Consider the following 17,519-nt stretch of genomic DNA (forward strand, 5'->3'; position numbering starts at 1 on the left):
TTAAGTATAATGATTTTTGAAACTATTGTACATGCCATTTTAAAAAAGAATTATTATTTTTAAGTAATTTTACCTAGGTTACTTTAAAGTGCGTACTTACATTTCCCTAATAAGAGGTTTAAAATGGCGTTCATAGGTAATAATTTACTAAAATTTATTTAATAAAAAGGAGTATAACGATGCAAAATATAACTTTTAATAATGGCAATACAATGCCACAACTTGGCTTAGGCGTCTTTAGAGTAGAAAATGATGATACAGCGAAAAATGCAGTAAAGCATGCAATCATTAACGGATATCGTAGTATTGATGCAGCGTTAGTTTATGCTAATGAAGAAATGGTTGGACAAGGTATACAAGAAGGTATAGAAGCCGCAGGTATTAATAGAGAAGATTTATTTATCACATCTAAATTATGGTTAAATCACTATGGTAAAGATAACGTGAAAGATGGCTATGAAACGTCATTAAATAATCTTGGCTTAGATTACTTAGACCTATACCTTATTCACTGGCCAGGTACAAACGAATCACTCATGTTAGAAACTTGGGAAGGTATGGAAGCACTATATGATGAGGGCAAAGTTAAAAATATTGGTGTTAGTAACTTTACAATTGAACAATTAGAGTTGCTAGAAGCGAAAACGACTATTAAACCAGTTATTAACCAAGTAGAATTTCACCCATACTTTACTCAAGAACCGTTAAGAAAATATTTAGCTTCAGCATCTATTCAAATGGAATCTTGGTCACCTTTAATGAATGCTGAAATCCTTACAGATGAGACAATAAATGCTATAGCTGACGAAACTGGAAAATCTCCTGCACAAATTGTAATCAGATGGAACATTGAGCATGGTGTTGTTACAATTCCTAAATCTGTGACGCCACATAGAATTGAAGAAAATATAAATGTTTTTGACTTTTCATTAACTGAAGCACAAATTAATCGTATTGATGCTTTAAACCAAGATAAAAGAATTGGTCCAAATCCTGTAGAATTTAATGGATAAATAATTAATAGAGTGGAACAACAATCATTTTATAATATATGATTACTGTTCCACTTCTTTTTATCCATTATTTCATTAAATTATTTTTTAGTTCTTTTCTTTGAAATGCTAATGAATACGGATCATTGTACCAATACGTCTCGGCTTTTACTTTAATAATATGATTATTTTTAACAGCAGGAATTTGTTGCCACATATTTGTTTTTTCAAATTCTGGTTGAGCTTTACCTTCACTCATCGTGATAATATAGTCGCCAGCATACTTCGGTAGTTGTTCTTGTGATAATTCTTTCCAACCATCTTTTTTGACTTCTTTTTCTAAGGGAGTAGGCATATTTAAATCAAATGCTTGATATAACACTTCTCCACCACGCCCCCACTCTGGGCCAAATGCATAGATAGTTTTGCTAAAATCATCAAAAATTGAAACTGTTGCGTTTTCTCCTATATGCCTTTTGATTTCTTTAGAATCTTTAGCAGTTTGAGCTTTCCATTTTTCCACCCAGTCTTTAGCTTCTTTCTCCTTACCAAGTATCTTACCTAATTCAATTTGTGTATCTAAATAATCCTTATTACCATATTCGATTGGTAATGTTGCAGCAATTTTTTTATATTTTTTAATGTTTTTATCAGTAGTATCAACAATAATTAAATCTGGCTTAAGTTTTGCAACTTTTTCCACATCGTTTTCATTTAGCTTGGCAGTATTTTTAAATTTATCTTTTAGAACATTACTCTTTTCTATATCTTTAGTAACACCTATAATATTGCCGCCTAAATATTTTATGCCACCTGCATATGTATTAGCCACAACTGCAATACGCTTTGGATGTTTCGGGATATCAACTTTCTTACCACTGCCTAAAGTATAACTTTTCGTACTTTCTTCCTCATTAGATTTTGACTCGTTACTACACGCTGAGAGCAGCAGTACTGCTAAAATAATAAAACTTACTAATTGCTTCATTTGAACCCTCCTATTGATAATGATTATCACTATTAATTATATTCTATGCCCAGTATTAATAATAATCAATATATTTATTTGAATTTTAAAATTAACAACAGATATAAGTAATTTAAGCTTTTATTTTATGTCTTGGGTTGATTTATTTATTAAATAATTTACTTACATGATATTGAAGTTATAAGGTAAGTTTATTAACTCATGAAACAAAATAAGTGGCTGGGAGATAACTCCCAACCACTCTCACGTTAAATTTATTCCATACGTTTTAATATTTCTAATTTAATCACTTTTAATGCTTCGCTATATTCTCTATTTGTACTTTCTTGAGCATTAATGATTAATAGTTCAACAAGTTCTATGTCGCTTTTTTCGCTAACCTCATGTTCAAATTGATGTAAGTGTTCTTCAGATGTTTTAGCATTTTGCTTTTCTATTTGATAATATTGATCAGCGCCTAAGCCACCTTCCTCGATCATGACAGATATCCCACTTGAACGTGTTTCATTCAGTCTTTTCACTTTAATGCATTTATTTTCACGAATAATCATTTGAATCCCTCCTAATTTAATGCGTATTTTAAAGTATACTACTGCTTATATAAACATCACATTGCTTCTAGAATTAGATTGACTTCAAATAATCTAGCTGACTTTAATCATTATGTATCGTATTATCTTCACAAATCTCAAGTAGTTAGCTATTAAAATTATTATTTACTAAAGTGTATTATTACATCTTAGTAATTACAACTTCTTTGCTCACTATACTATACCCATTTCCATAATTAATTACGGATTACTAAATAATTTCTTTTTTACTACTTAAAACAATGTATGTCTCTTTCAAAAATGTTTAACAAAGTTTTCATAAATACAATATTACAACGACTTTTATTGCTTAAAATATAATTATATAATTGATAATGATTATTATTATGAAAGAGTGATAAATATGTTGAATTTAAAGACTGGTATTTTAGACAAAAATTATAAAATCAAAGGTATAGAAATTAAAAACAAGCACATGACCCAACGTCTTAATGCTTTAGGTTTAACCCCTGGATCGAAATTAAAGATTAAACAAAAATGCTTATTTAGTGGCCCTTGTATTCTAGAAATAAATGGTCAAAATTTAAGTATCCGTGGTTGTGATGCATGTCATATTTTACTAGAGGAAGCCCATGGCTAATAGTTTCTGTATTTTAGGAAACCCTAATGTAGGGAAAACCTCATTATTTAACGCATTAACTGGCACATACGAATATGTAGGTAACTGGAGCGGAGTCACTGTCGAGAAGAAGGTAGGACGTCTTAAAGATAATGCTGGAAATCTCATTGATTTACCAGGCATATATGAATTATCTCCTATTTCAAAAGATGAGACGGTAGTTACTGACTACTTATTAAAAAATGAATTTTCTGGCATGATTAATATAGTTGATGCTAGCCAATTACAACGAAATTTACAATTAACCGTTCAATTACTGGAACTTGGTGCACCAATAATTATAGGGCTAAATATGATTGATGTTGCTGCGAAACGTGGTATTCATATTAATCAAGAGACACTCATGAAAAAATTAAAAGTACCTTTACTTCCTATTATCGCTAGAAATGGCAAAGGTACTAAAAATTTATTAAATGCACTAAACGATCCACATCTATCTAGAAATTCCCCATTACATATTAATTATGGTGAAGCTATAGAAAACACAATTCAAAACATATCAGAACAGCTTTTGAGGTACAGTAATTTCGACAGACACTTATTACGCTTTATCGCCATACAATTTTTGTTAGATAACATAAAAATCTATGAACTTCTTGATAAAAATTTAATTACTCGAATTGAACCTTTACGCCAAAAGCTAGCCGCTTCTCAATCCATTGATATTCGAGCAGTAATCCTGCAAAAACGAAACGCTTATATAGATAATTTGTTAAACGATGTCGTGGAATATCCTGATGAAGAACGACAATATTTTTCATCACGTTTAGATAAATTATTAACGCACAAATTTCTTGGTATTCCTATATTCCTAGGTATTATGTGGTTGATATTTCAAATCACATTTACTTGGGTCGGTACACCACTATCAGATCAACTTGATGAATTTATTGGGGGAAGACTGACCGACACTGTTAAATCCGCAATGGAAAGCATTAGTTTAGTGCCATTTCTACAGGATTTAATCACGGATGGCGTTATCGCCGGCGTAGGTGCAGTCATAGTATTTATACCTCAAATCATGGTACTTTTCTTCTTTATTTCATTGCTAGAAGACTCTGGATATATGGCACGTATCGCTGTACTCATGGATAGAATTATGGAAACCTTTGGATTAAGTGGTAAATCATTTATTCCTATGATTATAGGGTTTGGCTGTAATGTACCTAGTATCATGGCTACACGTAGTATCGAAAGTGAAAAAGAACGACTTACAACAATTTTAATTGCACCTTTTATGTCCTGTTCTGCACGTCTCCCGGTTTATGCTTTATTTGTTGGTGTATTCTTCGCACAACATCAGGCTTTGATTGTATTAAGTCTTTATATCCTTGGCATCGTTGTAGCATTGGCTACGAGTATAATCTTGACTAAGACTTTATTGAAAAATGATGACTCTGTGTTCATAGTAGAATTACCAACATACCGCATGCCATCTATCAAGACATTGTGGCGAAGCACATGGGAAAAAGCTAAAGGGTTTGTAAAAAAAGCAGGCACATTTATTTTTGGGGGTTCTGTTGTTATTTGGTTATTAAACTACACTGGACCTAGTGGGTTTAATGTAGACGTCAATGATAGTTTTTTACATGCAATTGGTAGCTTCTTTGCCATTTTCATAGCACCATTAGGCTTTGGTACGTGGCAAGCTGGTGCAACTTTAATTCCTGGATTCCTTGCAAAAGAAGTCATTGTCAGTTCAATGGCAATTATTTATGCTTCCGATGAGTCAGGATTAGTCAATATTATCCAAGAGCAATTCACACCATTATCTGCATATGCATTTATGATATTTATATTATTATATATACCATGTTTATCAACCGTAGCAACTATTCGAAAAGAAACTTATTCACTTAAATGGACTGTACTAGCAGTTGCGTATCCTCTAATTGCTGCCTATGTATTATCGTTCATTTTCTATCAAGTTGGACATCTATTTATTTGAGGGAGTAATTTTATGACTATTTTAATTAATATTATTGTATTTTTCGCAATATTTAGCTATACAGTATATACACTCACTAGATTTATTAACAGATCCAAATCTGGAAAGTGTAACTCTTGTGGTTCAAAAGACGGCTGTATAACTGAACGTAGAAAAAACTAAAACAAACGCCGAAGAGATTGGGACGTAAATCCTAGACTCTTCGGCTTTTAATATTTTATCCTAATTAACATCTTGATATGATTATACTTCATCAACAAATACTAAAATAGCATCCTTAAGAAATTGTGTACCGCCTTCAACATGCTTATCATAGTAGTCAGTAAAAGTAGCATCATTAACATACATTTCTGCTAGTCCAGCATGAGCTTCTTTAGAGTATTCAGGCCATGTGTACATGAGCCAGTCTTTGTGTTTTGCCGCTAATAATTGGGCAAGTTCAGAAGCTGGGTTACCTGTTTGATACGCTTCAGATAGCAAATCAATAATTTCTTTTTCTAAAGCTTTCCAAGCATCGTAATCTGCTTGTGTCATATCTTTAAATTTTTTATTACTTTGATCTATAAGATCATCTCCATACTGCATTCTGATTTCTCTTCCATATTTCGTTTCATTTTCTTTAATAGCTTTTTCTTTGAATCCTTCAAATTTTTCTCTATCTTGCATGATAATTTCCCCTTTATTATTAGCAATAGTTTTTTTAACTGTTTGAATGATTTTATCAAGGCGTTCACGTTGTTGTTTTAAGTTATAATAATGGTTTTCTAAAGCTTTCATTCTATTAAATGTTGGTTGTTGAATAATCTCTTTAATTTCGTCTAAACTGATCTCTAACTCACGGTAAAATACGATTTGTTGCAGTGTATCGACTTCTTCTTGTTCATATATACGATATCCAGATTCATTAATTCTAGCTGGCTTAAGTAAACCTATTTGATCATAATAACGTAAAGTTCTATTACTTACGCCTGATAGTTCAGCTAATTGACTTACTGTATATGTCATCATCTGCCTCCTTTCGAATTCCACTTTACACCCTTACGTAACGTAAACCTCAAGGAGAAATTTATTTTTATATACTTACTATTATTCATAAAATTGATTCAACTTTAGCCTGTTTCTAATATATTTACAAAAACTTACATAGCTGATTATTTCCTAGAAAATAATTCACTAAATATTACTATAAGTTACTGATAAAAACATTAACTTTCGAAATTTGATTAACATTTGGATGTTTGGGAAAAGTAATAAAAGAGACGCATTTAGCCCCCTTACTTTCACTTTTCAATGTCGTGTGTGAACACAGAACCGCTAGGCTAGCACTACCGAATTTTTAAATAAAGACAAACACAAAAAGGGTTGAGATAAAATGAAAAAATTATTAATCTTTATTAGTTTTATTATATTATCAACAACTAGTTTTATTGTATGTAAAAAATACTTTTCTTACATTAATACAATGGAAGATCATAATAGAGTGCATTTAGATTAATCATTTTATACATTAATAAAGAGAGAAGAAAACCAAGATCTTGGTTTTCTTCTCTCTTTATATTTTTAATTATGAAGTCATATACCCACCGCCATTCACATGGATGGCTTGGCCAGTTACATAAGAACTATCTGTTAAGCTAGCTAAGAATACATAAGCAGGTGCTAATTCAGCAGGCTGTCCACGTCTACCCATAGGTGTATTACCACCATGAGTTTCTACTTTGCTTTTACTGAAAGAAGCAGGTATTAATGGCGTATAAATTGGTCCAGGTGCAACAGCATTAACACGAATACCTTTCTCAATTAAAGTTGTAGCTAAAGAACGTGTAAAAGCAACAATTGCACCCTTCGTTGCGGAATAATCTATTAATTCAGCTGATCCATTATATGCTGTTACGCTTGTTGTATTAATGATTGTATCTCCTGAAGTTAAATGTGGTAGTGCTGCTTGAGAAAGAAATATCATACCGAAGATATTAGTTTCAAATGTTTCCTTTACTTGCTCGGGGGTTATATCTTGAAATTCATCTTTTGGATATTGTATTCCACCATTATTCACTAAAATATTTAAGCCATCAAAATCATTAACAACATCTTCAACTAACTTTTTTGAATCCTCAACGTTTTTTAAGTCATGGCTATAAGCTTTAACAGATCTTCCTAATGATCTTATTATTCCTATAACTTCTTCAGCGTCTTTTTCTTCATCATAATAACCAATTGCTATATTAGCTCCTTCTCTAGCAAATAAAATGGCGACAGAACGTCCTATGCCTGAATCGCCTCCAGTGATAAGTGCCACTTTCCCTTCCAATTTACCACCAGCCTTATATTCTTCAAATTCGCTAATAGGTCTAGGGTCCATTTGGCTCTCAATGCCTGGTTGTCTATCTTGTGTATAACCTCTAATCTGATTATGAAATTCAGTTAAATTCATTCCAGAAACCTCCAGTTTATTTTGACTTATAACTACTATTTTTAATGTCACCACCTGAAACAATAACATCCTTTTCGTCAAAATCTTTATCATTAAAAAAGTTAGTTAAGATGTTTTTCACACCATTTTCAATACGTTTTTGTGCTTCTAATGTCATACCAGAATAGTGGATTGTCATAGCATTACGTGGCATAGTTCTCCAAGGATGATCTTGAGGCGCAGGCTGTGGATACCAAACATCTCCCGCATAACCTTGGATATGTTTAGCGTTAACCAATTCAACTAAATCTTCTTTATTGACAATCTTACCTCGCGCAGTATTAACTAAATAACTACCTTGTTTCATTCTACTCAATACATCATAATTAAATAAATCATCGGTTTCTTTAGTTAATGGAGATAAAATTACTAAAGCATCACTTGTAGATACTAATTCGTCAAAGTTCACATACTTCGAATATGCTGTATCTTCTTGACTAGAACGTCTAAAATGCTGCACTTGTACGTCAAAAGGTTGTAACCGTTGAGCAACTAATTCTCCAATTTGTCCGTAACCAAAAATGCCTATTTTCTTATGTTGAATATCGTGCGCGTGTTCTCCCACTTTTGATAAATGCCATTCTCCATCATAAGATTGACGATGTCCCTCCATAAAATTACGCATCAATATTAAAAGGTCCATTACCGTATGTTCAGCGACACTTACAGTATTACAGCCAGTCACTTCTATTACTGTTAATTCATTTTCACTTGCCGCTTCTAAATCAACGTGATCTGAACCTACGCCAGCAGTTATAGCTAATTTGAGATTTTCAGCCTTATTAATTCTTTCTTTATTTATATATGCCGGTAAAAATGGAGAACTAATAACAACGTCCATATCTTCAATATGCTCTTCTATTTCTTCATCACTATTAACAACTACAAATTCGTGTTTTTTATTATCTAAAAATGATTTAATACCCAATGCATATTTATCATTTAAAAGTTGATTCTCACTTTCCGCATTAGGGTCTGAAGGGAATAAACCAACTATTTTCATAACTATCTACCTCTTTTTATTTGTCTTTGTATCATGGAAATGTCCCAATTGGCCTACTCAAACTATTTTTAATATATTCACATAGTTTAAGAACAATTCAACAAAACTTATTCAGGTTTTAATACTACTTTGATATTGTTATCTCTTTTTTCATCGAATATTTCATAAGCTTGAGGTGCGTCATCTAATGACATTGTGTGTGTGATGATTTCAGTGGGGTTAAATGTTCCTTCTTGAATCATGTTATATAATTTTGGCATGAGGTGTATAACCGGAGCTTGTCCTGTTTTAATTTGGACATCACGATTGAAGATAAGATCAAGCGGAAAATCGTCTACTGGAGTTGCATAAACGCCTGTTAATTGAATTGTGCCGAATTTACTTACCGCTTCGGCAGCAGTATGAATTGGGCTGATAGTTCCACGTTGGGAAGAATTTGAACTTAATTTACGTTCAGACGCTTGGACTTGGCCATCCATCCCTACACAATCAATAACTATATCAGCACCACCATGCGTAGTTTCACGAAGTAGTTTGCCAATTTCTTTTTCATGATCGAAATTATAAATTTCTACTTGGTTATATTGTTTAGCATGTTGTAGTCTATGTTCAACATTATCCACGCCGATAACACGTTTTGCTCCTTTAAGCTTGGCAAATTTTTGAGCCATAAGACCTATAGGTCCACAACCAAGAACTACCACAGTATCACCTGCCTTGACGCCAGAATGCTCTACACTCCAATAAGCAGTAGGTACTACGTCAGATAAAAATAATACTTGTTCGTCATTCATATTACTGTCAGGAACCACAAAAGAAGAAAAATCTGCGTATGGTACCCTTAAATATTCTGCTTGGCCTCCCCAATAGTTACCGTGCATTTGACCAAAGCCAAATAAACCACCGTTATCCAATTTCCAACTTGCCGGTTCTTTATTTGAGTTATCACATTGCGACTCCATTTCATGAGTGCAATAGTAACACTCACCACAGCCTATATTAAAAGGAATCACAACACGGTCCCCTTTTTTAAGTTTTTTTACGTCTTTACCAACTTCTTCGACAATACCCATAGGTTCATGACCAATAACAAAGTCTGAATCCAACATTAAATCTCCTTGGTGATATAGATGAAGATCAGAGCCACATATGCCTGAGGCCGTAATTTTAATAATTGCGTCTGTCGTTTCTTCAATTTTAGGATCGTCTACTTGCTTAACTTCCATGGTTTTATTGCCTTGAAAAGTTACTGCCTTCATTTAAACACTCCTTCATTATTTTCAGAATATTTAAATATTACCCTTTTGGAGAAATAAGTAAACTGGCGATTGTTTTGAAAAGCGATATGCTTTCATTTATATTAAATGAATTATTTTTCAATCTAAATATTTACCATGTTTTAGCAGAGCTATATCATCAAAATTATTGACTAATTAACTCAGGTTCTTTGTAAGTTCTTTACCTTTCATAGGTAAGCCGTGTACTGTTATAGCTATCTTAGGTTGCATGCTTTCTAACTTTTTATCTAAATATTAAATTATATTACTATAAAATTAGATATTTTAACCCATTAGTCCCCCTGTTTATTCACTTTACAAAAGGTTATATAACTAATATATTTACAAATTCACTTTTCTAAATATTTTATATTATAAATATTCTCTAATTTCCAATAAGACATTTTAATTTTCAATTATTGCAAAAGGAGGTAATAGCTTGAAAAATATAAAGGTTGGATTAACCGTTGCTCCTAATATGCCAGAAAAATTAACAAATAAATTTATAGATATACTACCAGAACTCTTAGAGAAAAGAATTTCAGGAGTTAACTTCGAATTTAAAGTAGAGTCAAATACAGTGGTAGGTAGCGCTGAATATGTAGATAGATGTATTGATTACGTTTATAAACGTAAAGAAAAAAGTGAATTAGACTATTCTATATGTGTTACTGATTTACCAAGCTTTTCTAATAATAAAAGCGTCATATCAGATGTTAATTTTGAGAAACAAACCGCACTTATTTCTTTACCTGCGTTAGGAATCTATAGATTAAAACGTAAACTATGCTCCACAATTATAGATGTCATTATAGACATGTATATGAATTCTGAACATAAAACTTCTCCTTTGAAAAAATTGTCTTCTATAAAAGTTAATGAAGTAATTCCTCAAGAGAAAACTACAACTAGTCACAGATATGTTTATAGTTCCACTATTCTAGGAGTGTTGAAAATAATCTTAGGTATGACTTATGCAAACGAGCCATGGAAAGCAATTATCTCATTCAAAAAGATAATTGCTCTCGGGGTAGCAACTGGCACTTATATTTCTATATTTTCTACGCCTTGGCAATTAAGCCTAGTCTATGAATGGCAAAGATTCATACTACTTATGACGCTTTCGTTAATAGGCATGATTAGCTGGCTAGTTTACGCTCACAATTTTTGGGAGCTCCCTTCTTCAGCAACAGAAAAAAAATACCGTTATCTTTATAACATTACTACATTGTTAACTATGTTTTGTTTATTCCTTTTAAGTTATATTATTCTTTTTCTGTTATTACTAACTAGCATAATTTTCTTTGTACCTGACGATTTATTTAAAAATTGGGGAAACGCAACAGAAAGTTATTCAGTAAGCAATTATTTACGTTTAAGTTGGTTCATATCCTCTGCTGGTCTTTTAGCAGGGGCATTAGGCTCCGTTATGGAAGGAGAAAATACGATGAAAGAGATTACTTATACAAGCCGACAAAGAGGACGTAAGCAAAGAATTCAACGCCAATTAGAAAAAGAGGAAACATCATTAAAAACTGAAAAACAAAAAAAATCGCATAAAATCAAAACATAAAATCTGAAGGAGTAATTACAATGAAGAAAAAAGTCGGTATACTGACAGCCCCTGATTTAGCAAAAAAGCTAGCAGATAAGTATTATGAAACACTTCCTAGTTTGCTCTCTTCACAATTTGATTCATCAATAGAATGGGAAGTAGAAGTGATAAAAGATTCTATAACAGGCGCAGCCAAAAATTTTATTGATTTATATACAAATACTGAAAGTTATGCAAAAGAAAATAACTGGTCATATGTAATCAACTTAACTGATTTACCTATACTTGATGAAAAAAGAGTTATAGCTGCTGATATTAACAAGGAAAGTAAAACAATTTTGCTTTCTGTTTCTGCTTTTGGGTGGGGATCTATACGTAAAAGAGTAGAGCGTGCTATATTATACGCTATGAAAGAAGTTTACTATCTCAACAATGATAATAATCAACAGGATAACGAATACAATAAAAAAGATTATAATCAACACGCTTTTCCATCTAAACGATTACAAAGAAAAACTGTCTATATAGAGGACACTGACTCTTATCATATTCGTTATTTAATAGTCCCTTCTTTTATCGGTAAATTACAATTAGTTTCTGGTATGGTCTCAGTTAACAAACCTTTAAACATGATGAAAACCCTTACAAGTTCACTTGCTTTATCTTTTACCACAGGTGCTTTTGGCTTAATTTTCACCACACTGTGGCAATTAAGTTATATTTTTTCAGAATTACGTTTGTTATCTCTTTCTTTTGCATCTATATTTGCAATGTTAATATGGATTATTTTAGCTCATCAATTATGGGATATCCCTGCTGGAAAAGGAGAAAAATATATTTCTAAATTATATAATTTTACGACGCTAATTACACTTTTCATATCAGTATCAATTTACTATATAACTTTATTTATCTTATTTTTAATAACTTGCTTAACTATTTTGCCTGCTGATTTTGTAGGAAAAACAATAGGAACTTCAGGTCCTGCAGATTTTATACAATATATAGAAATTGCTTGGCTTGCTGCTTCTATTGCTACAGTGGCTGGCGCAGTAGGAGTAGGTTTAACAAATGAAAAATTAGTAAAAGAGAGTACCTTTAGTTACAGACAGCAATCTAGATATGAAAATATCGTTATCAAAAAGTCTGAAAAATAAAAGGCTATAAAATTAAGTATAAATTTTTACTATTTCTTTAATTAACCAATAGGCTAGATAAAGCAAGTATATTTTATCGTTAAACTCACTTCTCTGCTTTCTAGTATTATTGGTACTTGTGCCGCCCAAAAAGTAATGCACTACCTTGTTTTATACCATTAAAAATTTTATATATTATTAAATTTTTAATATAAATATACTTAAAGTTATTCCACGGTTAACTTTAAATGTTTAATAAAATAATTGTTGGGAATATTAATAAAGTGGTGAAATATTATTTTTTTAAAAACCCTAAAGGAGGGAATTTAAAATGATTAATACTTCTTATAAAACGAGTAATAAAACACCTATATAGCATATGATAAATTAAACAAGTTAATTATTGATATAATTAATAAACAAAATTTTACGTTCTTTATAGTAAAAACTGCCTAGAATCCCTTTTTAGCATTTACGTTTCCCATTAAATATAAGCACACACGATACCTATCCTAACGACTAAGTATTTGTAAGAAAATTTCCAAACTATTTTCATACAAATACTTTTTATTTACCTATCTACTTTTAAGATTGGAGTGAAACTATTGATGGTACAATTAAAAGATTATTTAACACGTGAAATCGTTACTTCTGACGTAGAAGAAAATTTAACATCTATAGCACAAAAAATGGCTGAAACAGCAGTCGGTTTCTTACCAATTCTTCAACACACTAATTATGTTGGTGTCATAACAGATAGAGATATAGTAGTGAAAGGGCTAGCAAACAATCAAACAAAAGCTGGAGATATCATGACGACAAATATTGTAACTGCTAATTCTGAGATGACTATTAAAGAAGCAACATCATTAATGAAAGAGCATCGTATATACCGTTTACTAGTAGTAGACGATCATAAAATACAAGGCATAGTAACTTTAGGTGACTTAGGTGTAGAGAATGCTACACAATTAATTGGACAAACAGTAAGCGAAATATCTGAGGAACAAGATAATAATTAACTATTAATTTATTAATCCTTAAGGGTCGCAAACATTTTGTGACTCTTTTTCAAAATTACTTATATGTATCTACAATCGTGTAATTCAAAGAATTTTTTGAGAGTTAAACTATTAAATATTTAGAGGTGATTCTATGAAAATAGAAGATTGCATAGAAAATTTTATTCTCAGTATTAACGAAAAAAATTCCCAATTGTTTTGCAATTTATTAGGACCTAAAGAGCTTTCCAAATTAAGAAAAAAATTATATATAAACAGAAATTATATAAGTATTAATAGATATGTAAAAGAACGGTATTTGGAAAAACTTTCTCGTTTAGTTTCTCCACCTTATTCCTATGAGTATTTTAAGAGAGGAAATAAGTATATTGTGAAATATAAATTTGCCAAAAATAAATCTTATTTCATAACTGAATTCAATGTTTCAGAAAGTGAAGATGATTCCTTGATTAGTTTAAATATTACTAAAATACAAGCTAAAATATAAGACTTTAACCCCCTCTTCAAGTGGTCCCAAATCACCTACGTTTTTTACAATTTGAATCGAAATGAGGTTAGTGTTATGAGTTTTGAAAACGAAACAAGTTACGATATAGACAATTTACCTAGTATTGGTCAACAAGCGCCCCATTTTAAAGGACTGTCTACTCAAGGAGACATAACTTTAGACGACTATAAAGGGCAATGGATGCTATTATTTGCATATCCCTATGACTTTTCTCCAGTATCCACTTCTGAGTTTATAACATTACAAGAAAATTATGATGAACTTAAAGATTTACAAATATCTGTTGTAGGTTTAAGTGTGGATAGTATTGCTTCACATATAGCTTGGTTAACAAGTATAGAATCATCTTTTAATACAAATATAGAGTTTCCACTTATCGCTGACTCAAGTAAACAGATTTCAAAAAATTATGGAATATTGTCTAAAGAAGATGACAAGCAATCAGCTACTCGTGCAGTATTGATTATTGATGATAATTTAGTTGTACGTTCAATTATGTATTATCCTACAGCTATAGGACGCAATGTGAATGAAATCATACGTATGGTAAAAGCAATAAAAACGTCCGATGAAAATGACTCAATTATGCCCGAAAATTGGCAACCAGGAGACAAAGTACTATCCTTACCTCCCTCTAACGTTAAAGATGCCAAGGGACGCATAAATGGTACTAACTATAACTGTAAAACTTGGTATTACTGTGAAAAAGATATAGACCACAAAACCAAAAAAATTTATAATGCTTTCTTGCAAGATGAATAACATATAGATTGTAATTGAACACATTTAGCCAACAAGTGCCTAAAAAATAATAGGAAAGTTTTTACTATATATTTAGTAGAAACTTTCCTTTTTATTATGTGTAAATAATTAGAGTGGTATTATTATCAGTAACATACTAGACATATAAATTGGAAATTTTTAAGTAGATGCCTCTTCTATTCATGTAAATACTTTTTCTTCCAATTTTTAATAGCAATAAACGATAATAGCATCGTACAAATAATCAATACTATGGTAAATGGCCAAAACCATATAGATACAATACTTCCTTCTATGGCTAAACCAATTTTAGAAAATAGGCCAAATGTAAAAACAATACTTCCTAATAAACAAATTGAAACTGGCAACGCGTATTTCCATGGTGTTAAATTAACAACAGCTTTGTCTTGGAAAGTAAAAGGAATCTTTAACGGTCTTACTTTGCCTAAAATCAATAAAAATAGTACTTCTATTAAAAAAAGTAGACCTTGAATATGAATAAAGTTAATAGGCATCGTTACATTGAAAATTGTTGGCAAGCCCCACATTAACATATAATAAATCACCACATGCGAGATAATAACAATTTTAGCTCCAACTGCTGGAACAGTTTTAGAAAATATACCCACTAACACGATTACTATAATCGGTATATTAAAAAAACCTGTAAATTCTCTAATAATCGTCCACAAGCCGTCTGGAGCATACAGTAAAAGTGGGGAAATAAAGAAGGTCAACAAAGATAATATAACGCCAAACCACTGGCTCACTCTTATCATTTCTTGGTCATTTGCTTTTTTATTCAGAACAACTTTATAAATATCATAACAGAACATTGTCGCAGCACTGTTTAACAATGAATTGAAACTAGAAAAAACTGCTCCTAATAATACAGCTAAAAAGAACCCGTTTAAAAACGTAGGGAAAATATCATTGATTAACGCTGGATAAGCTAAATCCATAGTTTTTAACTTAGGACCATAGAGATGATAGGCTATTATACCAGGTATCATCATTAAAAATGGAACTAATATTTTTAAAAAACCTGTAAACAAGGCGCCTTTTTGTCCTTCAGCAAGACTTTTAGCGCCTAATGTTCGTTGAATAACATATTGATTAGTTCCCCAATAAAATAAATTAGCGAATAGCATACCAGTAAATATTGTTCCAAAAGGTACACCATCTTTGCTAGATCCAATAGAATTTAGTTTTTCTGGATGTTCTGTCACTACTGTTTTTATACCTATTAAAAAATCGCCGTTTCCTAACGCTATAAAACCTAATATAGGTACAATTAGACCAACAACCAATAAACCAATGCCATTGATGGTATCTGAAATAGCAACAGCGCGCAAACCTCCAAATATAGCATAAATAGAACCTATAATGCCTATCGTCCAAACTGACAACCACATAGCTTGTTCAAATGTAATACCTAACATATTAGGTATATCAAATACCTGTAATACAGCTATTGCTCCTGAATATAGAACTGATGGGATCGTAATAAGACCATAGCCAAGTAAAAATAATAATACAACAAGCAATCTTGTTCCTTGATCAAATCTGTCATTTAAAAACTCTGGTAATGTTGTAAACGCACCTTTTAAATAACGTGGTAAAAGTACAAGAGCTAAAATAATAACAGAAAAACCCGCTGTGACTTCCCAAGCCATATTAGTTAAATTAGCACTATATGCTTGGCCATTTAACCCAATTAATTGTTCTGCTGATAAATTTGTCAATACTAAAGATCCTGCTATAAAGCCACCTGTCAATCCTCTTCCTGCTAAAAAATACCCCGTCGAGTCGTTCACTTTATTTTTAGTTTTGTGATAAGCATACCAAGCAACAAATGCCATAAAACCTGCACAAGAAAAAAGTGTAAAAAAAGTTTCTCCCATAATTGTCCCCCTATATAAGAAAATCTCAACCGTTAAATTTTATTACTTAATTAATTAATTATTTAAGCAATAAATTTTCTGTGTTTATACATTATTTCCCTTTTTAAGTAAATTTAACTTAAAAATATAAAGATAATTTATTTTTTAGTATCGAATATAATTAGAATTTAATAAAACAATATGCGATGTTTATTAACATAAAAACAGGGGAGTTGATAATTATTGAAAATAAATAATATTTCGAAAGGGGTGTTACAATATGGAACAGTTAATTTCTCATCCACAACGTAATGTATGGTCTGGGATTCTGTTTGGTCTAGGTGTTGCAGCTTTTATTGACGAAGTAGTGTTTCATCAGCTTTTAGCTTGGCATCACTTTTATGACAAATCATCTATGGCTATGGGCTTAGTGTCAGATGGCTTGTTTCATGCGTTTAGTTGGTTTGCCACAATCGCCAGTCTATTTTTATTAGCAGATATTAAAAGAAGAAATTCATTTTGGGTAAAAAGATGGGTTAGCGGTATATTGTTAGGTCTTGGCTTCTTCCAATTGTATGACGGTCTTATTCAACATAAAATATTTCGAATACATCAAATTCGTTACGAAGTTAATGTACTCCCTTATGATATAGTTTGGAACGCCATTGCAGTCATTGTCCTAATTGTTGGATTTATTGTCTTTATACAAACTCAAAAATATATAAGAAGAAAAGGAGGATAA

General features: G+C 31.4%; 17 protein-coding genes. 10 read left to right on the top strand and 7 right to left on the bottom strand.

Annotated elements, in window-relative coordinates; genetic code table 11:
• The first annotated feature begins 179 nt into the window (after positions 1-179).
• Positions 180-1,013, top strand: a complete 834-nt coding sequence (locus ACW5YJ_RS01255; protein WP_017723650.1) for an aldo/keto reductase — start codon at positions 180-182, stop codon at positions 1,011-1,013.
• A 67-nt stretch (positions 1,014-1,080) separates the two neighbouring features.
• On the opposite strand, the gene ACW5YJ_RS01260 is transcribed toward ACW5YJ_RS01255, so the two are convergent.
• Together ACW5YJ_RS01260 and ACW5YJ_RS01265 are read right to left on the bottom strand one after the other, a co-directional pair.
• Positions 1,081-1,980: an ABC transporter substrate-binding protein gene (locus ACW5YJ_RS01260; RefSeq protein WP_017723651.1), complete on the bottom strand. Its 900-nt coding sequence runs from the start codon at positions 1,978-1,980 to the stop codon at positions 1,081-1,083.
• A gap of 254 nt (positions 1,981-2,234) precedes the next feature.
• A complete protein-coding gene (locus ACW5YJ_RS01265) occupies positions 2,235-2,531 on the bottom strand; it encodes a hypothetical protein (RefSeq protein ID WP_017723652.1) in 297 nt (98 codons plus the stop codon).
• Between the two features lie 403 nt (positions 2,532-2,934).
• On the opposite strand from ACW5YJ_RS01265, the gene ACW5YJ_RS01270 reads away from it, so the two are divergent.
• The 3 genes from ACW5YJ_RS01270 to ACW5YJ_RS01280 are packed head-to-tail and all read left to right on the top strand — an operon-like array spanning position 2,935 to position 5,320.
• The gene (locus tag ACW5YJ_RS01270) at positions 2,935-3,171 is read left to right on the top strand and encodes a FeoA family protein (protein ID WP_017723653.1); all 237 of its coding nucleotides are present in this window, start codon (positions 2,935-2,937) and stop codon (positions 3,169-3,171) included.
• The gene (gene feoB / locus ACW5YJ_RS01275) at positions 3,164-5,158 is read left to right on the top strand and encodes a ferrous iron transport protein B (RefSeq protein ID WP_135092513.1); all 1,995 of its coding nucleotides are present in this window, start codon (positions 3,164-3,166) and stop codon (positions 5,156-5,158) included. Before ACW5YJ_RS01270 ends, feoB begins: the two co-directional genes overlap by 8 nt.
• 12 nt (positions 5,159-5,170) lie before the next feature.
• A complete protein-coding gene (locus ACW5YJ_RS01280) occupies positions 5,171-5,320 on the top strand; it encodes a FeoB-associated Cys-rich membrane protein (RefSeq protein WP_107552197.1) in 150 nt (49 codons plus the stop codon).
• 81 nt (positions 5,321-5,401) lie between these two features.
• Here ACW5YJ_RS01280 and ACW5YJ_RS01285 read toward each other — a convergent pair whose 3' ends face one another.
• The 4 genes from ACW5YJ_RS01285 to ACW5YJ_RS01300 all read right to left on the bottom strand — a co-directional run bounded on the left by ACW5YJ_RS01285 (position 5,402) and on the right by ACW5YJ_RS01300 (position 9,893).
• Complete coding sequence (locus ACW5YJ_RS01285; protein WP_457338354.1) at positions 5,402-6,163, bottom strand: MerR family transcriptional regulator; 762 nt, start codon at positions 6,161-6,163, stop codon at positions 5,402-5,404.
• Between the two features lie 559 nt (positions 6,164-6,722).
• Entirely contained in the window at positions 6,723-7,592 is an 870-nt protein-coding gene (locus ACW5YJ_RS01290; protein ID WP_457338355.1) for an SDR family oxidoreductase, read from the bottom strand.
• Positions 7,593-7,608: 16 nt separating this feature from the next.
• A complete protein-coding gene (locus tag ACW5YJ_RS01295) occupies positions 7,609-8,634 on the bottom strand; it encodes an NAD-dependent formate dehydrogenase (RefSeq protein ID WP_017723657.1) in 1,026 nt (341 codons plus the stop codon).
• 107 nt (positions 8,635-8,741) lie between these two features.
• Positions 8,742-9,893, bottom strand: a complete 1,152-nt coding sequence (locus ACW5YJ_RS01300; protein WP_457338356.1) for an alcohol dehydrogenase catalytic domain-containing protein — start codon at positions 9,891-9,893, stop codon at positions 8,742-8,744.
• 457 nt (positions 9,894-10,350) lie between these two features.
• Between ACW5YJ_RS01300 and ACW5YJ_RS01305 the strand changes: the two genes are divergently transcribed.
• The 5 genes from ACW5YJ_RS01305 (at position 10,351) to ACW5YJ_RS01325 (ending at position 14,894) form a co-directional block, all read left to right on the top strand.
• A complete protein-coding gene (locus ACW5YJ_RS01305; RefSeq protein WP_119604302.1) occupies positions 10,351-11,484 on the top strand; it encodes a hypothetical protein in 1,134 nt (377 codons plus the stop codon).
• Between the two features lie 20 nt (positions 11,485-11,504).
• Positions 11,505-12,623: a 5,10-methylene-tetrahydrofolate dehydrogenase gene (locus tag ACW5YJ_RS01310; RefSeq protein WP_457338357.1), complete on the top strand. Its 1,119-nt coding sequence runs from the start codon at positions 11,505-11,507 to the stop codon at positions 12,621-12,623.
• Between the two features lie 587 nt (positions 12,624-13,210).
• On the top strand, positions 13,211-13,624 hold the full coding sequence (locus ACW5YJ_RS01315; protein WP_107551931.1) for a CBS domain-containing protein: 414 nt from the start codon (positions 13,211-13,213) through the stop codon (positions 13,622-13,624).
• A 133-nt stretch (positions 13,625-13,757) separates the two neighbouring features.
• Positions 13,758-14,111, top strand: a complete 354-nt coding sequence (locus tag ACW5YJ_RS01320; protein ID WP_017723662.1) for a hypothetical protein — start codon at positions 13,758-13,760, stop codon at positions 14,109-14,111.
• A 75-nt stretch (positions 14,112-14,186) separates the two neighbouring features.
• Positions 14,187-14,894 carry a peroxiredoxin gene (locus ACW5YJ_RS01325; protein ID WP_017723663.1) on the top strand — a complete coding sequence of 236 codons (708 nt, stop codon included), beginning with the start codon at positions 14,187-14,189 and terminating at the stop codon, positions 14,892-14,894.
• Positions 14,895-15,070: 176 nt separating this feature from the next.
• Here ACW5YJ_RS01325 and ACW5YJ_RS01330 read toward each other — a convergent pair whose 3' ends face one another.
• Complete coding sequence (locus tag ACW5YJ_RS01330) at positions 15,071-16,798, bottom strand: solute:sodium symporter family transporter (protein ID WP_135092507.1); 1,728 nt, start codon at positions 16,796-16,798, stop codon at positions 15,071-15,073.
• Positions 16,799-17,057: 259 nt separating this feature from the next.
• Between ACW5YJ_RS01330 and ACW5YJ_RS01335 the strand changes: the two genes are divergently transcribed.
• Complete coding sequence (locus ACW5YJ_RS01335; RefSeq protein WP_017723665.1) at positions 17,058-17,519, top strand: DUF2243 domain-containing protein; 462 nt, start codon at positions 17,058-17,060, stop codon at positions 17,517-17,519.

It is taken from the genome of Staphylococcus sp. mip270_02, assembly GCF_054031535.1.

What these genes read in the sequence shown, in the direction of transcription:
- ACW5YJ_RS01330 (WP_135092507.1), bottom strand. Translation starts at nt 16,798, where the DNA reads ATGGGAGAAACTTTTTTTACACTTTTTTCTTGTGCAGGTTTTATGGCA.
- ACW5YJ_RS01315 (WP_107551931.1), top strand. Translation starts at nt 13,211, where the DNA reads ATGGTACAATTAAAAGATTATTTAACACGTGAAATCGTTACTTCTGAC.
- ACW5YJ_RS01270 (WP_017723653.1), top strand. Translation starts at nt 2,935, where the DNA reads ATGTTGAATTTAAAGACTGGTATTTTAGACAAAAATTATAAAATCAAA.
- ACW5YJ_RS01255 (WP_017723650.1), top strand. Translation starts at nt 180, where the DNA reads ATGCAAAATATAACTTTTAATAATGGCAATACAATGCCACAACTTGGC.
- ACW5YJ_RS01300 (WP_457338356.1), bottom strand. Translation starts at nt 9,893, where the DNA reads ATGAAGGCAGTAACTTTTCAAGGCAATAAAACCATGGAAGTTAAGCAA.
- ACW5YJ_RS01265 (WP_017723652.1), bottom strand. Translation starts at nt 2,531, where the DNA reads ATGATTATTCGTGAAAATAAATGCATTAAAGTGAAAAGACTGAATGAA.
- ACW5YJ_RS01335 (WP_017723665.1), top strand. Translation starts at nt 17,058, where the DNA reads ATGGAACAGTTAATTTCTCATCCACAACGTAATGTATGGTCTGGGATT.
- ACW5YJ_RS01285 (WP_457338354.1), bottom strand. Translation starts at nt 6,163, where the DNA reads ATGACATATACAGTAAGTCAATTAGCTGAACTATCAGGCGTAAGTAAT.
- ACW5YJ_RS01310 (WP_457338357.1), top strand. Translation starts at nt 11,505, where the DNA reads ATGAAGAAAAAAGTCGGTATACTGACAGCCCCTGATTTAGCAAAAAAG.
- ACW5YJ_RS01290 (WP_457338355.1), bottom strand. Translation starts at nt 7,592, where the DNA reads ATGAATTTAACTGAATTTCATAATCAGATTAGAGGTTATACACAAGAT.
- ACW5YJ_RS01325 (WP_017723663.1), top strand. Translation starts at nt 14,187, where the DNA reads ATGAGTTTTGAAAACGAAACAAGTTACGATATAGACAATTTACCTAGT.
- ACW5YJ_RS01280 (WP_107552197.1), top strand. Translation starts at nt 5,171, where the DNA reads ATGACTATTTTAATTAATATTATTGTATTTTTCGCAATATTTAGCTAT.
- ACW5YJ_RS01260 (WP_017723651.1), bottom strand. Translation starts at nt 1,980, where the DNA reads ATGAAGCAATTAGTAAGTTTTATTATTTTAGCAGTACTGCTGCTCTCA.
- ACW5YJ_RS01320 (WP_017723662.1), top strand. Translation starts at nt 13,758, where the DNA reads ATGAAAATAGAAGATTGCATAGAAAATTTTATTCTCAGTATTAACGAA.
- ACW5YJ_RS01295 (WP_017723657.1), bottom strand. Translation starts at nt 8,634, where the DNA reads ATGAAAATAGTTGGTTTATTCCCTTCAGACCCTAATGCGGAAAGTGAG.
- feoB (WP_135092513.1), top strand. Translation starts at nt 3,164, where the DNA reads ATGGCTAATAGTTTCTGTATTTTAGGAAACCCTAATGTAGGGAAAACC.